The following is a 16759-nucleotide window of genomic DNA, read 5'->3' on the forward strand; positions in this document are numbered from 1 at the left end:
AAAATAATAATAACAGAAATGAGTATGTACATGTTTTAGGAGGGAAAATTAAATGAAAAAACATGAAATCGGCCTAGTGCCGAAGCTGATCATCGCTATTGTTATAGGTATTTTGATCGGCCAATTTTTGCCGGAGAGCGTATGTAGGTTTGTAGTAACATTGTCCGGAATTTTCGGTTCATTCCTTAAGTTCGTAATTCCTCTTATGATTCTGGCTTATGTTACTATGGGTATTGCGGACTTGTCACAGGGAGCCGGAAAGCTTCTGCTTATTACAGTGTTGATTGCATACGGATCTACACTTGTAGCAGGTTCAGGTTCATATTTTGTATCATCAACACTTTTTCCAAACTTTATAAGTTCGGATGCGCTTGCACAGATAGAAGCTACGGCGGGAAATTCAGTTGATTCGTTCTTCTCTATAGCACTTCCGCCTGTAATAGATACATTGTCGGCAGTGGTACTTGCATTCATACTTGGACTGTGTATGTCTGCAATGCGAGGAAAAGAAATAGGAGATACACTTTATAACAGCTTTAAGGACTTTTCAACAATCATTGACAAGGTACTTCACAAGGCAATAATTCCGCTTCTTCCACTGTTTATCTGCGGTACATTTGTAGATATGACAAAGTCGGGCAGAACATTTGTTATTCTCGGTATCCTTTGGAAGGTATTCCTTGTTGTTATAATAATGCATTTGATTATAATAACAATACAGTTTGCAGTGGCAGGTGCAATAAGCAAGAAGAATCCTTTTGTACTTATCAAGAATCAGATTCCTGCATATACTACAGCTATCGGAACACAGTCATCTGCAGCAACAATTCCTGTAAACCTTGAGTGTGCAAAGAATGACGGTGTAAGTGAGGAGATAAGAAACTTTGTAGTACCGCTTTGTGCAAATATACATATGGCGGGATCAATGATTACTATAGTTGCATGTGCCACAGCGGTATGTTTGATGAATGAGATTCCGATAGGATTCCATACGGTAGTTCCGTTTATCATGACTTTGGGTATTGCAATGGTGGCATCTCCGGGAGCGCCGGGCGGTTCTATAATGACTGCACTTCCTTTCCTTTATATGATTTTCGGAAAAGATTTGGGAAATACAGACGGACCTATATGCGCTCTTATGGTAGCGCTTTATATTACACAGGATTCATTCGGAACAGCTTGTAATGTATCAGGTGACAATGCTATAGGTGTGGTTGTAGAGGCAATATATCAGAAGTTTATATTGAAAAAGTAGTAGGAGATAGATATGCCGTTTATTAGCGTTTTTGATGTGCTTGGTCCGAACATGATAGGTCCCAGCAGCTCACATACAGCGGGGGCATGTGTGATAGCTTTTTTGGCAAGAAAGATGCTTGGAGGTAAGCCGAAAAAAGTGGAGTTCATTCTGTACGGCTCTTTTGCAAAAACATATAAGGGTCACGGAACAGACAGAGCACTTCTTGGCGGTCTTATGGGATTTGGGACGGATGATGTAAGAATCCGTGACTCATTCAACATTGCGAAGGAAAGAGGTATTGAATATAAGTTTACACCGAACAGTGAGGTGACAGATATTCATCCGAATACCGTAGATGTATGTATGGAGGATGAAGAAGGCAGAAGCGTAACAGTAAGAGGTGAGTCACTTGGCGGCGGAAAGGTAAGGATAGTAAAGATAGGAGAGGTGGATATAGACTTCTCCGGCGAATACAGTGCTATTGTACTTGTACATAAGGACAGACCGGGAGTAATAGCGTATATCACCAAGATACTTTGCGAACACAATATCAATATCGCATTTATGAAGCTCTACAGAGAGTCAAAGGGCAATAGAGCTTATACCATTATAGAGTCTGACGAGTCTATTCCAAAGACTGTAAAAGACGACTTATATAAGAACGAATATATATCACAGGTGATGATAGTTCAGTAGGAGATATTATGGATTTTAGCAATGCAAAAGAACTTTTAGAGCTTTGTGATAATAATAAAATGTCCATTTCCGAGGTGATGAAGCAGAGGGAATGCGATGAGAGTACAAGCTCAAAAGAAGAGATAAAAGAAAAGATGAAAAGAGTCCTTCAAATCATGAGAGATTCCGCAACAATGCCTATCAACACACCTATGAAATCAATGGGAGGTCTGATAGGCGGAGAAGCAAAAAAACTCAGTGATTACAGAGAGGCAAAGAAAAATATCAGCAGCTCCGTACTAAGCAGGGGCATGATGTATGCCATGGCGGTACTTGAGTGCAACGCATCAATGGGACTTATTGTTGCCGCGCCTACAGCAGGTTCATCAGGTGTGGTACCGGGTCTTTTGTTGGCAATGCAGGATGTGTATTCATTTTCGGACGAAAAGATAACGGATGCACTGTTTGCTACAGGTGCAATAGGCTACCTCGCAATGAGAAACGCCACGGTTGCAGGTGCGGTAGGAGGTTGTCAGGCGGAGATGGGTGTTGCCTCTGCTATGGCTGCGGCAGGTGCCGTGGAGCTGATGGGAGGTACACCGAGGCAGAGTCTTGATGCCGCGTCAACAGTCCTTATGAATATGCTCGGACTTGTATGTGACCCTGTAGGAGGACTGGTGGAGTACCCGTGTCAAAACCGTAACGCCTCAGGTGTGGCCAACGCGCTTGTGGCAACCGATATGGCACTTGCAGGTATTACACAGCTCATTCCTTTTGATGAGATGCTTGACACAATGTATAGAGTAGGCAAGAGAATGCCTGTAGAACTCAGAGAAACCGCTCTTGGAGGTTGCGCAGTCACAAAGAGTGCCTGTGAAGCCTGCGGGATGTGTGGGTAAAATAAAGTATTAGAATATATGACCGACGCCTTAGACAGGGCGTCGGTATTTTTTAAGCAATAATCTAAAAATCAACATAAACAATATTTATGTAAATTATTCTTTGTATATGGTATTGATTTTAATAAAATTTGTATCTATAATTAAGACAATATTAAACAATAGTTATATTTAATTAACTATCTGCACATAAAACACTTAAAGGAGGTTTTGTGATGAAAAAATTGGCTTTCGGTACAATATTGGTGGCAACTGCGATATCGACAGCTTCCACCGCATTTGCAGGTCAATGGTACAAAGAGGGGTCAAACTGGCGCTATACGAAAGATTATCAGTATGCAGTACAGGATGAATGGATTAATGACTCGGGTGCGTGGTACTATCTTAATTCAGGCGGCTTTATGACTACCGGATGGAAGGACATCAAGGGTACATGGTACTACTTTGATGACGGCGGCAAAATGGCGTCAAACTGCTGGGTAGGTAATTATTATCTCGGTTCAAACGGCGGAATGTTGACAAATACCACTACACCTGACGGATATCAGGTAGGTGCAGACGGAGCGTGGATTTCGGGAAACAGTTCGGCAACATCTCAAAAACAAGTTACACTTGATGAAGCAAGAGCCGCAAGCAGCCTCGGAAAGCATGACTATTATAAATATTGTACACAGGAGCAGGCAAATCAGGCTGATGCGGTAGCAAGGAATATTGCTACAAGAGTTTTATCGGATAATTCTCTTACCACCGATTTGGCTAAGATAAGAAAGGCCGCATCAATAATATACAGAGAATATAATTTACATAACACATACGGAACCGATGCCAACAAATATTACAGAGGACCGTACGGAGTATTTATTGCAGGTGTATATACTTGTGCAGGCGGTGCCAGAGCGCTTGGAAGAGTACTTGACTTTATGGGATACGATTGGGAACATGCCAATCCGAATCAGTGGACTCACCAATGGTGTATTGTAAATATGGACGGTAAAACAGGATATGCCGATGCTATGGGATACGGCTGCGGATTCGGCACACATCCGTACATTTCAGGTGATATGAGCCAAGTTACTGAAGATATGATGAGGGGACTATATTAATAGGAGTAAAAGATGAAAAGATTGCTTAATAAAGTGGTAGCTGCAGTATGTATAATGGCGTTATCTATGCCTATATGTTCATATGCGGATGTTGATTATAACAGCGTATTGAATGACGGAAAGATATTCGATGATAATTGGAAGTTGGGTGCCGACAATCAGTGGGGATATTATAGGGACGGTCAACTTGTAAAGAGTGCACTCATAATAGATCACGATAATGAATATTATGTTGATGCGAACGGCAAAATGATTACAGGTTTGATTTGTAATAAGCCTAATTTTATGCCTGATAAATTGCTTTACAGTTTTTTAGATGACACAAAGGGTAGCGGTACTTACGGAAGAGAGTTATCGGACGGAGATATGTACAGGGGTATTAAGATATCCATGGATAAAATAAGGTATGGAAGTGGAGAACATGAATATCTGGAGACTCTAAGTGAAGCCACCTTAAAAAGTTTGGAAGGTCTCGGATACAATAAGGCTAACGCATATAATTGTGGCGGCAGTGATATGATAGGAATAGATGCCGATGCTGAGAGATATGAAGCACTTAGAAAGGCCGACCAAGATGCAAGAATTGCTGCAGAAGATGCGGCACGTCAAGCAAGAATAGCTGAAAGAGGCTATAAGACCATGGAGGATTTATTGGCTGAAGCAGGTCTGTATCCTGCAGGCAGCGCACATCTTAGATAGTAAATTTAATAGACTGTCACCTTATGAAAGGCATAGGGTGGCAGTCTTTTTAGGTTTAAAATATTGTATTCCGACGATATAATTTGTATACTGAGATTGGTTTTAGAATTATTTGAGGTTTGGAAGGTGGATTATGCTGAAAATTTTTTACGGAGATATGAAAGAGTCTATTTATAATACAGCATCTTATTTTAAGTATGATTACGAAGATGATTGGATAGTGGATCCGTTTGTAAAAGAGATGATTTATGATGTAGATAAGTCGGTTGTTTTAGACAGTGGAGTGATAGACAGCCCCGTATTAGGCAAAATACCTCCAACAGGCTTATCAGGCGGTGTGAAAACACTAATCTTGGTTAAATTTGAAAAAGATAAGATATTTAATGCATCTACCTGTGGTGATAATTGTGCTAAATGGTTTTTAAAGATTGCAGAGAAAGAAGACAGGACAATCAATCTGCACCATTTGATGGACTTCGGCAAAGAAGGATTTGATATATTGATATTGAACACAAACCAAATAGTACATACAAAAATGGAACTTGTAAGTATAGCAGGCGAATTTGTATAGAAAAGACGTGATATTATGAAAGGGAAGCATAGAGTTATTGTATCTACAAAGCGTCTGAAATACGACTTTGAGATAAGGAGAAATATAACAATTATCCAAGGAGACAGCGCGACCGGTAAGACTACATTAGTTGATATGATTAGGGAAGCGGTAAACAATCCTTCCGGAACATCCGTTGATTTGGTATGTGATAAAAAATGTTTTGTACTTGACGGTACATTGTGGAAGGAACAGCTGGCAGCTGTTTCAGACAGTATAGTATTTATTGATGAAGGAAATGAATTCATAAAAACAATAGAGTTTTCAAAGTTTATTCAAGATACAGATAATTATTATGTCATTGTAACAAGGGAGTCTTTGCCTGCTCTACCATATAGTGTAGAGGAGATATATGGTATAAAAACTTCAGGAAAGTATGGAAGGCTTGAGCAGAAGTTTAATGAGTTTTACAGAATCTATGGTGCAGATATATATAAAGGGTCAATAAATCCTGATATTGTTGTGACTGAAGACAGTAATTCAGGGTACCAGTTTTTTAAAAACATATGCGATGACACACATTTAAGATGTGAGAGTTTAAACGGCAAATCGAATATTTTTCAGTATTTGAATTCGCACGGTAGTGAAAATACTCTTGTAATAGCGGATGGTGCAGCATTCGGTTCGGAAATGCACAGAGTAACAGAGCTGATAAGTGAGAAGAAAGGAATAGCAATATATTTACCCGAATCATTTGAATGGTTAGTGCTGTTATCCGGAATAGTAAGAAATTCTATGTTGAGTAGGATATTGGAGAGTCCTTCAGATTTTATAGAATCTAAAGAGTATTTCAGCTGGGAGAGATTTTTTACTGCTGTTTTAATAGATATGACAAAAGACAGCTACATGGCATATAAGAAAAAGAATTTAAACTCAGCTTATTTGACAGATCCGGTTAAAAAAGCAATTCTTGAAAAGATGGAACATATCAATTTAATTTAATAAACCGTTCAGGGGGGCTTACGCCCCCTTATTTTTAATTATACTTATAGAATCCTTCCCCTGCATTTACTCCGGTTTTGCCTTCAGAAATATACTTTTCAAGGATTGATTTTATCTTGCCCTGTATGGTAGTCGGGTCTTTTGAGAGCGGATTGTTTGATACTATATTAAGGGCGGTGTTAAGGCCTACAATATCAAGGATTTGGAACGGACCGTATGGTGAGCCTGTACCGAGTCTCCATGTGAGGTCGATGGTAGCAGGGTCTGCCACCTCATTTGCAAGCAGCATTTGACCTGCATTAAGGAAAGGTATAAGCATTGAGTTCAGTATATATCCAGGCTGTTCCTTCATAAGACGAAGAGGAATCATCTTGATGTCTGATGCAAACTTTGCTACAGCTTCATAAGCGTCCTTTGATGTGGTGTTGTGTCCCATGATTTCGGCAGTATTGCTGATCCAGATATTATTTGCAAAGTGAATTGCAAGATATTGTTGCGGCCTGCTCAGATATTCACGGAATTGACTTGGAACCATACTTGAAGAGTTGGTGGCAACTATAGTCTTTGCTTCAAGATGTGGATCAAGAGACTTATAGAATGCCACCTTGGCTTCAGGATTTTCAGCCATACTCTCGATTATAAGGTCGGCATCCTTACAAGCTTCTTCAAGGCTTGTAGTAAGTTTTATCTCATTATAAGCCTTATCGACAGCCTCCAAAAGTTTATCTATGTCCGCTTCGGTAACTTTAGAGGAATCTGTGATTAAACCTCTTGGAAATACCTTTCCCGTGCCGAGCTCTTTCTTTGCCGCATTAAGTGTTGTCTTATAGATATTATATAATCTGTCCAACTTCGGCTTTGTTCTTCCTATGGACTCTTCACTTCTAAGCCATATCTTTACGTTAAATCCGCAAAAAGCGGTCTGAAATGCTATCTGTGAGCCAAGTACACCGCCACCTGCAACTGTTATATTTTTCATATTGCCTCCTTATTGAAATAATAAATATCACCGCGATATTTAATTGTATAAAATTTATTATAACACCTAAAAAATAAAATAAAAGCCGATATTATATTTTATTAAAAAAATTTATTGATAGTTTTTTAACTTTCTTTTATAATATCAGAGTAATTTTTGAGAGTTTCAAGGAGGAAATGGATGGGTAAGCAACCAACAAATAAGAACAAGGGCAATGTAGTTGGGCTCTTTTTGATGGTATTGGCTGCTGTTATTACTATTATAATAGCTTTCCCTGTTACTGACGGTGTAAGAAAGTACATAAAAGACAATACAAAGTATATTGCAGGTACATATTCAGCCGCAGATAATGGCTTTGGCGGCAATGTAAGAGCCACAGTAAAAGTGGGAGACAACGGAATTGAAAATATTTCATTTGAAGGAAAAAGTGAGACTCCGGATATAGGTGGAGCCGCTATACAAAAGCTGAATGAGCAGATGAAGGCAAATTTAGATACCGAGTTTGATTCTGTCAGCGGTGCGACGATTACATCAAGCGGATTAAAGCATGCACTGAAGAAAGCTTTGCTGAAAGCTCAAGGCAAAGAGGTAAAGGGTGAAAGAAAACCGCAGTCGGCAGATATTGTAGTAATAGGTGCCGGAGGTGCTGGAATGAGTGCTGCAATAGAGGCTGCACAAAAAGGTGCCACAAATGTGGTTATATTGGAAAAAATGCCTATTACAGGCGGTAATACCGTAAGAGCTACAGGCGGATTGAACGCTTCAGAGACTCAGTATCAGAAGCGAGACGGTATAGAAGACAGTAATGAACTTTTCTATCAGGATACTATGAAGGGCGGAAAGAATCTGAACGACCCGGAACTTGTAAGGACTTTGGTGGAAAATTCCGCATCGGCTGTAGATTGGGTTAATTCTATAGGCGGCGACCTTTCCGTAGTGGGACAGTTCGGCGGTGCAAGCGTGAAGAGAATACACAGACCGAGTGATACATCCGCTGTAGGACCGATGCTTGTAAAGACACTTAATGCAAAACTCGATGAACTGGGTGTACCTGTTTTGTTGGAGACTAAGGCAACCAAAATCTTTGCAGATAAGGACAGCAAGATAACAGGTGTAGAGGCGGAAGATGAGAACGGAGTCTTCGTTATAAATACAAAGGCGGTAGTGCTTGCTACAGGAGGTTTCGGTGCAAATCCTCAGATGGTTGCAAAATATGCACCACAGCTTGAAGGGTTTATTACCACCAATCATGTAGGTGCAACAGGTGACGGTATTGAGATGGCAACCGAGCTTGGAGCGGGACTTACAGATATTGAACAGATTCAGACACATCCGACTGTAAATCCTGACACTGCAACTATGTACACTGAGGGTGTGCGCGGTAACGGTGCAATTCTTGTAAACGATGACGGAAAGCGTTTTGTCAATGAGCTTGATACAAGAGATGTTGTTTCTGCAGCTATTATGGCTCAGCCAAACGGTGAGAGCTGGCTTGTATTTGATACGGCTGTAAGAGAGTCACTTTCAGCTATAGAAAAGTATATCAATGAGGGAATCATTGTAGAGGCAAACAGCATTGAAGAGCTGGCTCAAAAGACAGGTGTTAATGAAGCTAATCTTGTAGCCACTATGCAGGAGTATGCGGCAATGCAGGCTGTAGGTAAGGACAGCGAGTTCGGCAGAAAGAGTATGGAAGTACCTTTAACAAAGCCACCGTATTTTGCAGGTAAGGCAAAGCCGGCAGTACATCATACTATGGGCGGTGTAAAGATAAATAAGGAAACTCAGGTACTTAAGGAAGACGGAAGTGTTATTCCGGGATTCTTTGCGGCAGGTGAGGTCGTAGGTGGAGTACACGGTGCCAACAGACTTGGTGGAAATGCTGTAACAGACATAGTAGTATTCGGCAGAATTGCAGGTGACAGTGCAAACAAGTATGTGCTTGACAACGGTGGAAACACTGAGAGAACTATAACGGCGCAGACTGAAGATGCAAACTTTGTAGCCAAGGATATAAAGACCAAGCTTAAGGACGGATCATATAAGGGCAGCGCTAAGGGCTTCGGCGGTGATATAGAAGTTACCTTCACAGTCAAAAAGGGTATAGTAAACGACCTTGAGATTTCAGGTCCTAAGGAGACAGCCGAAATAGGTGGTAAAGCTATCAATAAGATCAAAAAAGGTATGCAAAAGAGCGGTAAGTTCGAAGTTGACAATGTTTCAGGAGCATCCGTAACATCTAAAGGAATTACAGATGCTATAAACAGTGCCAAGTTGCAGTAAATGAATATAAAGTCGGTATCCGAAAGGGTATCGGCTTTTTACAATTCTTTACTATAAACATAAAAAATTATAAAATATAATAGAAAAAAAATCGGCTTTATGCTAGTATTTATGTATTAAAATAGTTTTTACACCAAATTATATTTAGGGGGACTAATGCTGATTACTAGAGAAATGGACTATGCAGTAAGAGTGGTGAGGGCTTTAAAAGGCGGTGCAAAGGTTTCCGCATCTGAGGTTGCAAAGAAGGAGCATTTACCGCAGGCCATTACATATAAGGTACTGAACAGTTTACTGAAGTCAAAGCTTATAGGGAGTATGAGAGGAGTAAACGGAGGCTACTACTTAAAATGTGATTTATCCAATACGACACTATATGATATTTGTGTTGCATTAGGTGAAGATATGAGTATAACGGAATGTGTCAGAGAAGGATATGACTGTATAAATAACAGATGTGGCGAGTGTATTTTGAACAAGGAATTCAACAGAATACAGAGCTCACTTAACAGAGAATTGCAGACGACTACTTTGGATAAGCTTTTATAGGTTTATCCTTTTTTAAAACAGAAAAGATTGTAAAAAATATAATTGCAAATATATGAAATGGTGATACAATTATTAAAGATATTTTGATGAGGAGATAGTATATGATAAAAGAAGTGTTTTTTGCCGGCGGTTGCTTTTGGGGCGTGGAAGGCTACTTTAAAAGAATTGAGGGTGTTAAGGGTACTACCTGCGGATATGTCAACGGCAGGACCGAAAATCCGAGCTATGAGGACGTGTGCCGACATGATACGGGGCATGCGGAGACTGTGAAGGTGGATTTTGATGATGAGGTTATCAGTCTTGAAGATTTGCTTATATATTATTTCAGGATAATTGATCCTGTCAGCGTGAATAAGCAGGGCAATGATGTGGGGACACAGTACAGAACCGGAATATACTATACGGATGAGAATCAGTTGCCTGTGATAAAGGCCGCTATAGAAAGAGAGCAAAGAAAGTACAATGAAAAGATTGCTGTAGAAGTATTGCCGATAGAAAACTTCTACAGTGCGGAGGAGTACCATCAGGACTATCTGGATAAGAATCCGAACGGATACTGTCACATCAATTTGGATTTGGCAGATGAACCGATAGTAAGAAGTGAAAAATATAAAAGAAAAAACGATGAGGAACTTAGGGAGAGCTTGACGCCGCTTCAGTATGATGTCACTGTGAATGCGGCTACGGAGAGACCTTTTGACAATGAGTTTGATTCAAACTTTGAAAGAGGTATCTATGTGGACATCACATCAGGTGAGCCGCTGTTTTTCTCTACAGATAAGTTTGAGTCGGGTTGCGGCTGGCCAAGCTTTTCAAAGCCGATACAAAAGGATTTGGTGAAGTACAGTGAGGATTTAAGCCTTGGCAGAAGAAGGATTGAGGTCAGAAGTAATGCGGCCGACGCTCATCTCGGTCATGTATTTGATGACGGTCCGAGTGAGCTTGGAGGTCTAAGATACTGTATCAATTCGGCTGCACTTCGTTTCATTCCTCTTGATAAAATGGACGAAGAGGGCTATGGATATTTGAAAAAATATGTAGAATAACAAAAATACTGAAAGAAGCTTCACTTAGATTTAAAGGTGAAGCTTCTATTATGATAGTTTTGTATAAAATCTTTGTAAAACATATATGAAAATATGGATAAAAGAAGTGAAGCGGACGGTACTTTGAAATGAATTTGCAATAAATTTTCCTTGTAAAAAGAATATTAAAATGTTAGTCTTAGCAAAGAAAAGTAAAGGGGAGAGATATGACTGACAATTTTAAGTACGGGGAAGAGACTAGTATAGAAAATACAGGTGAGAAGAGGGCAAACTTCTCAGGCGGACTGGGTTATATATTGGCTGTTGCAGGATCTGCGGTGGGACTTGGTAATATTTGGCGGTTTCCGTATTTGGCTGCAAAGTACGGCGGCGGAATGTTTTTGCTTACATATCTGATACTGACATTGACATTCGGGTATGCAATGATTATGTCCGAGACTACCATAGGCAGGATGACAAAAAGAAGTGCTATAGGCGCGTTCAATTATTTTGGAAACAGCAAGATTTTAAAAGTGGGCGGCTTTATAAATGCGATAGTACCGGTGCTGATAGTGCCTTACTACAGTGTTATAGGTGGTTGGGTCGTAAAATATCTTGTAGAGTATATAAAGGGCAATGTGGACGGACTTGCAGCCGACGGGTATTTTGGCAGTTTTATAGGCGATACAAAGGTGGTTTTCTTTTGGTTTGTGATATTTGCTCTTGCAACCTTTGTAGTAATACTTGGAGGCGTGGAGCAGGGAATTGAGAGGGTATCAAAGATAATGATGCCTCTTCTTATAATACTTGCGATAGTGGTAGCGCTTTATTCGGTTACAAGACCGGGTGCGATGGCAGGTGTGAAGTATTTCTTTGTGCCGAACTTCCACAATTTTTCACTGATGACTGTGGTTGCGGCACTTGGACAGATGTTTTATTCACTTTCCATCGCGATGGGCATTCTATATACCTACGGTTCATATCTGACAAAGGATGTGGATGTTGAGATTTCCACTTCCAGAGTGGAGATGGTGGATACAGGTGTTGCGGTACTTGCAGGACTGATGGTTATACCTGCCGTATTTGCTTTTTCGGGCGGTGACCCTGATAAGCTTAAGGCGGGACCTTCACTTATGTTCATTACACTTCCTAAGGTGTTTGAGAGTATGGGTGCAGGAAGGATTGCAGGTATAGGATTTTTCTTACTTGTGCTTTTGGCGGCTCTTACAAGTGCCATTTCGCTTGTGGAGACTAGTATTTCCACATTCTGTGATGAGCTTAACTTAAGCAGAAATAAATCAGTCATTTTGATGGCTGTTATAATGGTATTTGTAGGCGGCTCATCGGCTGCAGGTTACGGTATACTTGATTTTGTAAAGATTTTTAAAATGCCTATTTTGGATTTCCTTGATTTCCTTACCAACTCTATAATGATGCCGATAGCGGCTCTTGCCACCTGCTATCTTGTGGTGAGGATTATCACATTGAAAAAAATTGCGGAGGAAATATCATATTCTTCTGCATTTAAGAGAAAAAGTATGTATAATATAGTAATGAGAGTGTTTGCACCGGTATTTTTGATTATTATATTGGTTAGCGCCATACTCAATACTTTGGGAGTTATAAGTCTGTGATTTAGCTTTTGAAGTGTAATAAAAGAATGGAGTTATGTGATGAAGAATTGGGATGTAGTTGCATTGGGCGAGCTGTTGATTGATTTTACACCTGCAGGTCTTTCACCTGCAGGAATGAAGCTTTTTGAGCAAAATCCGGGCGGTGCGCCTGCGAATATGCTGACCGCGGTATCAAGATCAGGTCTTAAGACGGCGTTTATAGGGAAAATAGGTGCGGATATGCACGGAGATTTTTTGAGAAGTACATTGGAGGGTGTGCCTATTGATACAAGCGGTTTGATTACCGACCCTTCAGTTTTTACAACTCTTGCATTTGTAAGCCTTTCTATAACGGGAGACAGGGGATTTTCTTTTGCAAGAAAGCCTGGAGCGGACACAAGGCTTTCCATAGATGAGATAAATAAGGATATGCTTGCAGATACAAAGATTTTTCATGTGGGTTCACTTTCACTTACGGATGAGCCTGCAAGAACTGCCACATTTGAAGCTGTAAAGATTGCAAAGGATGCAGGTGCTATTATATCCTACGACCCGAACTACCGTGCTCCGCTTTGGGAGAATGTGGATAAGGCCATGGAGATGATGAGACTTATGGTACAGTTTACCGATGTTATGAAGATATCGGATGAGGAGACTGCGCTTTTGACACCGTATAGCGATCCGCTTGAGGCAGGAAAGTATCTGATAGAAAACGGAGTAAAGCTTGCCGTAGTGACTCTTGGAGCTAAGGGTGCTCTTGTGGTATCGGCTTCAGGATATGTTGAGGTGCCGGGATTTAAGAGTACGGTTGTCGACACCACAGGTGCCGGAGATTCGTTCTGGGGCGGACTCTTGGCAAGATTTTTGAGTGAAGATGTCAGCTTGGACGATATTACCACAAGTCAGATGTATGATATAGCAAGATACGGAAATGCTGTTGCAAGTCTGTGTGTGGAAAAAAGAGGCGGTATTGTAAGTATCCCTACATTTGAAGAAGTTGTAGAGAGGTTGAATAAATGAAAAAAATAGATGTTGCGGTTATTATGGCAGGGGGAAAGGGCAGCAGACTTCGCAGTATAACAAATGACGAGATTCCAAAGCCTATGGTGCCGGTAGACGGTAAGCCGCTGCTTGAGTATCAGGTTGAAAAGCTGAAAGAATACGGTATCAAAAAGATTATAATGATTGTCGGACATTTGGGTGAAAAGATTATGGATCACTTTAAGGACGGCAAGGATTTCGGTGTTGATATCGATTACATTGTAGAAAAAGAGCCTCTCGGTACTGCAGGTGCATTCTACTATCTTAAGGATAAGACGGATGCAAAGGATTTTTTGCTTGTATTCGGTGATGTGTTCTTTGATATTGATTTTGACAGAATGGAGGACTTCCATTTCAAAAATGAAGCACTTACAACACTGCTGGCGCATCCGAACGGACATCCTTATGATTCGGATCTTATACAGACTGATGATAACGGTAAGGTTATAGGATTTGATTCAAAAAATAATGTAAGAGATTACTGGTATGACAATATGGTCAATGCCGGTATGTATGTTATAAACAGAGAGTTGCTTGAACTTGTAGGGGAGCCTGTAAAGATTGACTTTGAAAAGGATATCTTGGCAAATCAGGTAAAAAACGGAGCAAATATCTATGCCTACCATTCACCTGAGTATGTGAAGGATGTGGGTACCGTAGACAGAATCAATGCTACTGTGGAAGAACTTAAAAACGGCCTTATTGCATCCAAAAATCTTAAGAACAGGCAAAGAGCCATATTCCTTGACAGAGACGGCACTATGAATGTTTCAAAGGGATTTATCTCAAATGCTGACGGCCTTGAGTTGATTCCCGGAACAATTGAGGCCATAAAGGCTATCAATAAGAGCGGCGCATTGGCGATAGTTATTACAAACCAGCCTGTAATTGCAAGAGGTGAATGCAGTTTTGAGGAACTTCACAATATTCACAACAAGTTAAAGACTCTTTTAGGTGAAAAGGGAGCTTTTGTGGATGATATTTTCTATTGTCCGCATCATCCTGATAAGGGATTTGAAGGAGAGGTGCCTGAGCTTAAGTTTGACTGTGATTGCAGAAAGCCTAAGACCGGTATGATAAATGAGGCGGTAGATAAGTACAATATTGATTTGTCCAAGTCATATATGGTGGGAGATTCTACAATGGATCTTGAATTGGCAAGAAATGCAGGTGTTAAGTCTGTACTTGTGGATACGGGATTTGCAGGAAATGACGGCAAGTATGACAGAAGCTGTGATATTGAGGCGAAGGATTTACTTGACGCCGTAGAAAAGATAATAAAAGATATGAAATAATTTAAAGGGGCTATCATAACAGCCCCTTTTTTATCTGCAATATTACCAGGTGCATCTGGCACTTGCACCGCACGGCAATATATATTCGGATTTGTTTACGCGAAGTCCTATCTCCATAGCTTCAATATGCGCTTTCGGAAGATTATTTTCTTCAAGTGATTTTTGCATCATATAGGTAAGTACACCCGGCGCAAGTCCTGTGGTATATGAGTTTATAAGAAAGAAGAGAGGGTCTTTACTTAAAAGCTTTGTTGTAAGCTTTATAAAGTCATATATTGAGTCCTCTATCTTCCATATCTCACCCTTTGGACCTCTGCCGTATGAAGGCGGATCCATTATTATAGCGTCATATGTGTTACCGCGTCTTATTTCTCTTTGAACGAACTTGATACAGTCGTCTACAAGCCATCTGATAGGAGCATTTGAAAGATTGGAGCTTATCATATTTTCCTTTGCCCAACCTACCATACCCTTGCTTGCATCCACATGTGTAACCGAAGCCCCGGCAGCGGATGCAGCCAATGTGGCTCCGCCTGTATAGGCAAACAGATTGAGCACTTTTATCTCTCTGCCTGCGTTTTTTATCATGTTGTAGCCAAAGTCCCAGTTGGTCGCCTGTTCGGGGAAAACGCCTGTATGCTTGAATGTAAAAGGTTTCAGATTAAATGTTATCTTTGATGAAGGAAGTTCATAGTCGATACTCCATGTGTTCGGAAGATTGAAAAACTCCCAATGTCCGCCGCCGGCCTTGCTTCTGTGGTAGTGACCGTTTTTCTTTTTCCATGCAGGGTGTTCATGTCCCGTATTCCAAAGTACCTGAGGGTCCGGTCTTACAAGTATATAATCTCCCCACCTTTCAAGCTTTTCGCCGTTTGAAGTATCCAGTATTTCATAGTCCTTCCAATTATCTGCAATCCACATAATATTTCTTCCTAAAATAAATTTATTGTTATATAAAATAAAAATGCCGTTTGGTAAAACCCATACGGCATTGTCTGTGCCGGACAAGCCGGCTATTTACTAAAGATATTTAAATAATTCCTGTGCCTCACCTTTTTTAGTGGTTTCCTTCAGTGAAAGAACCTCTACCTTTACAGACTTACCACCGAATAATACTTCTACAATATCTCCAACTTTTACTTCAGCTGATGCTTTGATTACTTTGTCGTTTATAAGAACTCTGCCTGCATCACATGCTTCATTGGCTATTGTGCGTCTTTTTATTATTCTTGAAACTTTTAAAAATTTGTCAATACGCATTAGTTATTAACAGCATCCTTTAGTGCCTTACCCGGCTTGAACTTAGGAACTACGCTCTCAGCGATCTTCATTGTTTCACCGGTTCTAGGGTTTCTACCCTCTCTCTCAGGTCTTACAGATGTCTCAAATGTTCCGAAACCAACAAGCTGGATTTTTTCATTCTTTGCAAGTTCTTCTGTAACAACGTCTACAAAAGCCTTAAGAGCTGCTTCAGCTTCCTTCTTTGTAGCGGAATCGCCCATCTTCTTAGCCATAGCATCGATTAACTCTGTTCTATTCATTTTTTCCTCCTAAAAATAATGCTTGAAAAAACATTATAATAAAATAGTGTCGCCGAATAAAATCGGCAATTATTATGAGGCATAACACCACTCATAACATAAAATTTATAGTCTGTTTAAGACCATTTGTCAAGAAGAATAAAGTAAAAAAGCCGTTTTGTAAGACTTTTTTTGATATAATGCAATTTAACTTTAAGAAATTATATATTTTTGGTTGACAAGAGCATAATAATTGTTGTACTATACATATACCCTGTGGGGGTGTATA

17 protein-coding genes are annotated in these 16759 nt (G+C 40.2%); 13 read left to right on the top strand and 4 right to left on the bottom strand.

Annotated elements, in window-relative coordinates; translation table 11 throughout:
* Positions 1-52: 52 nt before the first annotated feature.
* The 7 genes from ACO6FI_RS05045 to ACO6FI_RS05075 all read left to right on the top strand — a co-directional run bounded on the left by ACO6FI_RS05045 (position 53) and on the right by ACO6FI_RS05075 (position 6165).
* The gene (locus ACO6FI_RS05045) at positions 53-1255 is read left to right on the top strand and encodes a dicarboxylate/amino acid:cation symporter (RefSeq protein ID WP_485456391.1); all 1203 of its coding nucleotides are present in this window, start codon (positions 53-55) and stop codon (positions 1253-1255) included.
* A 12-nt stretch (positions 1256-1267) separates the two neighbouring features.
* A complete protein-coding gene (gene sdaAB, locus ACO6FI_RS05050) occupies positions 1268-1933 on the top strand; it encodes an L-serine ammonia-lyase, iron-sulfur-dependent subunit beta (RefSeq protein WP_485456392.1) in 666 nt (221 codons plus the stop codon).
* 8 nt (positions 1934-1941) lie between these two features.
* On the top strand, positions 1942-2811 hold the full coding sequence (gene sdaAA, locus ACO6FI_RS05055; protein WP_485456393.1) for an L-serine ammonia-lyase, iron-sulfur-dependent, subunit alpha: 870 nt from the start codon (positions 1942-1944) through the stop codon (positions 2809-2811).
* 215 nt (positions 2812-3026) lie between these two features.
* Positions 3027-3914, top strand: coding sequence for a cell wall-binding protein (locus ACO6FI_RS05060; RefSeq protein ID WP_124952323.1), 888 nt, complete (start codon positions 3027-3029; stop codon positions 3912-3914).
* 12 nt (positions 3915-3926) lie between these two features.
* Complete coding sequence (locus ACO6FI_RS05065; protein ID WP_485456394.1) at positions 3927-4613, top strand: hypothetical protein; 687 nt, start codon at positions 3927-3929, stop codon at positions 4611-4613.
* A gap of 133 nt (positions 4614-4746) precedes the next feature.
* Positions 4747-5184, top strand: coding sequence for a DUF4869 domain-containing protein (locus ACO6FI_RS05070; protein WP_124952321.1), 438 nt, complete (start codon positions 4747-4749; stop codon positions 5182-5184).
* A 15-nt stretch (positions 5185-5199) separates the two neighbouring features.
* Positions 5200-6165 carry a translation initiation factor 2 gene (locus ACO6FI_RS05075; protein WP_485456395.1) on the top strand — a complete coding sequence of 322 codons (966 nt, stop codon included), beginning with the start codon at positions 5200-5202 and terminating at the stop codon, positions 6163-6165.
* 34 nt (positions 6166-6199) lie between these two features.
* On the opposite strand, the gene ACO6FI_RS05080 is transcribed toward ACO6FI_RS05075, so the two are convergent.
* A complete protein-coding gene (locus ACO6FI_RS05080; RefSeq protein ID WP_485456396.1) occupies positions 6200-7144 on the bottom strand; it encodes a 3-hydroxyacyl-CoA dehydrogenase in 945 nt (314 codons plus the stop codon).
* Between the two features lie 180 nt (positions 7145-7324).
* Here ACO6FI_RS05080 and ACO6FI_RS05085 point away from each other — a divergent pair, with 180 nt between their 5' ends.
* The 6 genes from ACO6FI_RS05085 (at position 7325) to ACO6FI_RS05110 (ending at position 14950) form a co-directional block, all read left to right on the top strand.
* Positions 7325-9427 (top strand): flavocytochrome c, encoded by a 2103-nt coding sequence (locus ACO6FI_RS05085; protein WP_485456397.1) that lies wholly within the window; start codon positions 7325-7327, stop codon positions 9425-9427.
* A 156-nt stretch (positions 9428-9583) separates the two neighbouring features.
* Positions 9584-9976 (top strand): RrF2 family transcriptional regulator, encoded by a 393-nt coding sequence (locus tag ACO6FI_RS05090; protein WP_485456398.1) that lies wholly within the window; start codon positions 9584-9586, stop codon positions 9974-9976.
* A 101-nt stretch (positions 9977-10077) separates the two neighbouring features.
* Positions 10078-11022 (top strand): peptide-methionine (R)-S-oxide reductase MsrB, encoded by a 945-nt coding sequence (msrB, locus tag ACO6FI_RS05095; protein ID WP_485456399.1) that lies wholly within the window; start codon positions 10078-10080, stop codon positions 11020-11022.
* A 206-nt stretch (positions 11023-11228) separates the two neighbouring features.
* Positions 11229-12635: a sodium-dependent transporter gene (locus ACO6FI_RS05100; protein WP_485456400.1), complete on the top strand. Its 1407-nt coding sequence runs from the start codon at positions 11229-11231 to the stop codon at positions 12633-12635.
* 39 nt (positions 12636-12674) lie between these two features.
* On the top strand, positions 12675-13634 hold the full coding sequence (locus ACO6FI_RS05105) for a carbohydrate kinase family protein (RefSeq protein ID WP_485456401.1): 960 nt from the start codon (positions 12675-12677) through the stop codon (positions 13632-13634).
* Positions 13631-14950 carry an HAD-IIIA family hydrolase gene (locus ACO6FI_RS05110; protein WP_485456402.1) on the top strand — a complete coding sequence of 440 codons (1320 nt, stop codon included), beginning with the start codon at positions 13631-13633 and terminating at the stop codon, positions 14948-14950. Before ACO6FI_RS05105 ends, ACO6FI_RS05110 begins: the two co-directional genes overlap by 4 nt.
* 42 nt (positions 14951-14992) lie before the next feature.
* Here ACO6FI_RS05110 and ACO6FI_RS05115 read toward each other — a convergent pair whose 3' ends face one another.
* The 3 genes from ACO6FI_RS05115 to ACO6FI_RS05125 form a co-directional block, all read right to left on the bottom strand.
* Positions 14993-15871 (bottom strand): class I SAM-dependent methyltransferase, encoded by an 879-nt coding sequence (locus ACO6FI_RS05115; protein WP_485456403.1) that lies wholly within the window; start codon positions 15869-15871, stop codon positions 14993-14995.
* A 99-nt stretch (positions 15872-15970) separates the two neighbouring features.
* Complete coding sequence (locus tag ACO6FI_RS05120; protein WP_485456404.1) at positions 15971-16210, bottom strand: RNA-binding S4 domain-containing protein; 240 nt, start codon at positions 16208-16210, stop codon at positions 15971-15973.
* The gene (locus ACO6FI_RS05125; protein WP_485456405.1) at positions 16210-16491 is read right to left on the bottom strand and encodes an HU family DNA-binding protein; all 282 of its coding nucleotides are present in this window, start codon (positions 16489-16491) and stop codon (positions 16210-16212) included. The genes ACO6FI_RS05120 and ACO6FI_RS05125 overlap by 1 nt, the downstream gene beginning before the upstream one ends.
* Between the last annotated feature and the right edge of the window lie 268 nt (positions 16492-16759).

The organism is Lachnoanaerobaculum sp. (assembly GCF_057250505.1).

Bases quoted from the DNA above. Each gene is read 5' to 3' on its own strand.
- ACO6FI_RS05045 (WP_485456391.1), top strand. From the start codon at position 53: ATGAAAAAACATGAAATCGGCCTAGTGCCGAAGCTGATCATCGCTATT.
- sdaAB (WP_485456392.1), top strand. From the start codon at position 1,268: ATGCCGTTTATTAGCGTTTTTGATGTGCTTGGTCCGAACATGATAGGT.
- sdaAA (WP_485456393.1), top strand. From the start codon at position 1,942: ATGGATTTTAGCAATGCAAAAGAACTTTTAGAGCTTTGTGATAATAAT.
- ACO6FI_RS05060 (WP_124952323.1), top strand. From the start codon at position 3,027: ATGAAAAAATTGGCTTTCGGTACAATATTGGTGGCAACTGCGATATCG.
- ACO6FI_RS05065 (WP_485456394.1), top strand. From the start codon at position 3,927: ATGAAAAGATTGCTTAATAAAGTGGTAGCTGCAGTATGTATAATGGCG.
- ACO6FI_RS05070 (WP_124952321.1), top strand. From the start codon at position 4,747: ATGCTGAAAATTTTTTACGGAGATATGAAAGAGTCTATTTATAATACA.
- ACO6FI_RS05075 (WP_485456395.1), top strand. From the start codon at position 5,200: ATGAAAGGGAAGCATAGAGTTATTGTATCTACAAAGCGTCTGAAATAC.
- ACO6FI_RS05080 (WP_485456396.1), bottom strand. From the start codon at position 7,144: ATGAAAAATATAACAGTTGCAGGTGGCGGTGTACTTGGCTCACAGATA.
- ACO6FI_RS05085 (WP_485456397.1), top strand. From the start codon at position 7,325: ATGGGTAAGCAACCAACAAATAAGAACAAGGGCAATGTAGTTGGGCTC.
- ACO6FI_RS05090 (WP_485456398.1), top strand. From the start codon at position 9,584: ATGCTGATTACTAGAGAAATGGACTATGCAGTAAGAGTGGTGAGGGCT.
- msrB (WP_485456399.1), top strand. From the start codon at position 10,078: ATGATAAAAGAAGTGTTTTTTGCCGGCGGTTGCTTTTGGGGCGTGGAA.
- ACO6FI_RS05100 (WP_485456400.1), top strand. From the start codon at position 11,229: ATGACTGACAATTTTAAGTACGGGGAAGAGACTAGTATAGAAAATACA.
- ACO6FI_RS05105 (WP_485456401.1), top strand. From the start codon at position 12,675: ATGAAGAATTGGGATGTAGTTGCATTGGGCGAGCTGTTGATTGATTTT.
- ACO6FI_RS05110 (WP_485456402.1), top strand. From the start codon at position 13,631: ATGAAAAAAATAGATGTTGCGGTTATTATGGCAGGGGGAAAGGGCAGC.
- ACO6FI_RS05115 (WP_485456403.1), bottom strand. From the start codon at position 15,871: ATGTGGATTGCAGATAATTGGAAGGACTATGAAATACTGGATACTTCA.
- ACO6FI_RS05120 (WP_485456404.1), bottom strand. From the start codon at position 16,210: ATGCGTATTGACAAATTTTTAAAAGTTTCAAGAATAATAAAAAGACGC.
- ACO6FI_RS05125 (WP_485456405.1), bottom strand. From the start codon at position 16,491: ATGAATAGAACAGAGTTAATCGATGCTATGGCTAAGAAGATGGGCGAT.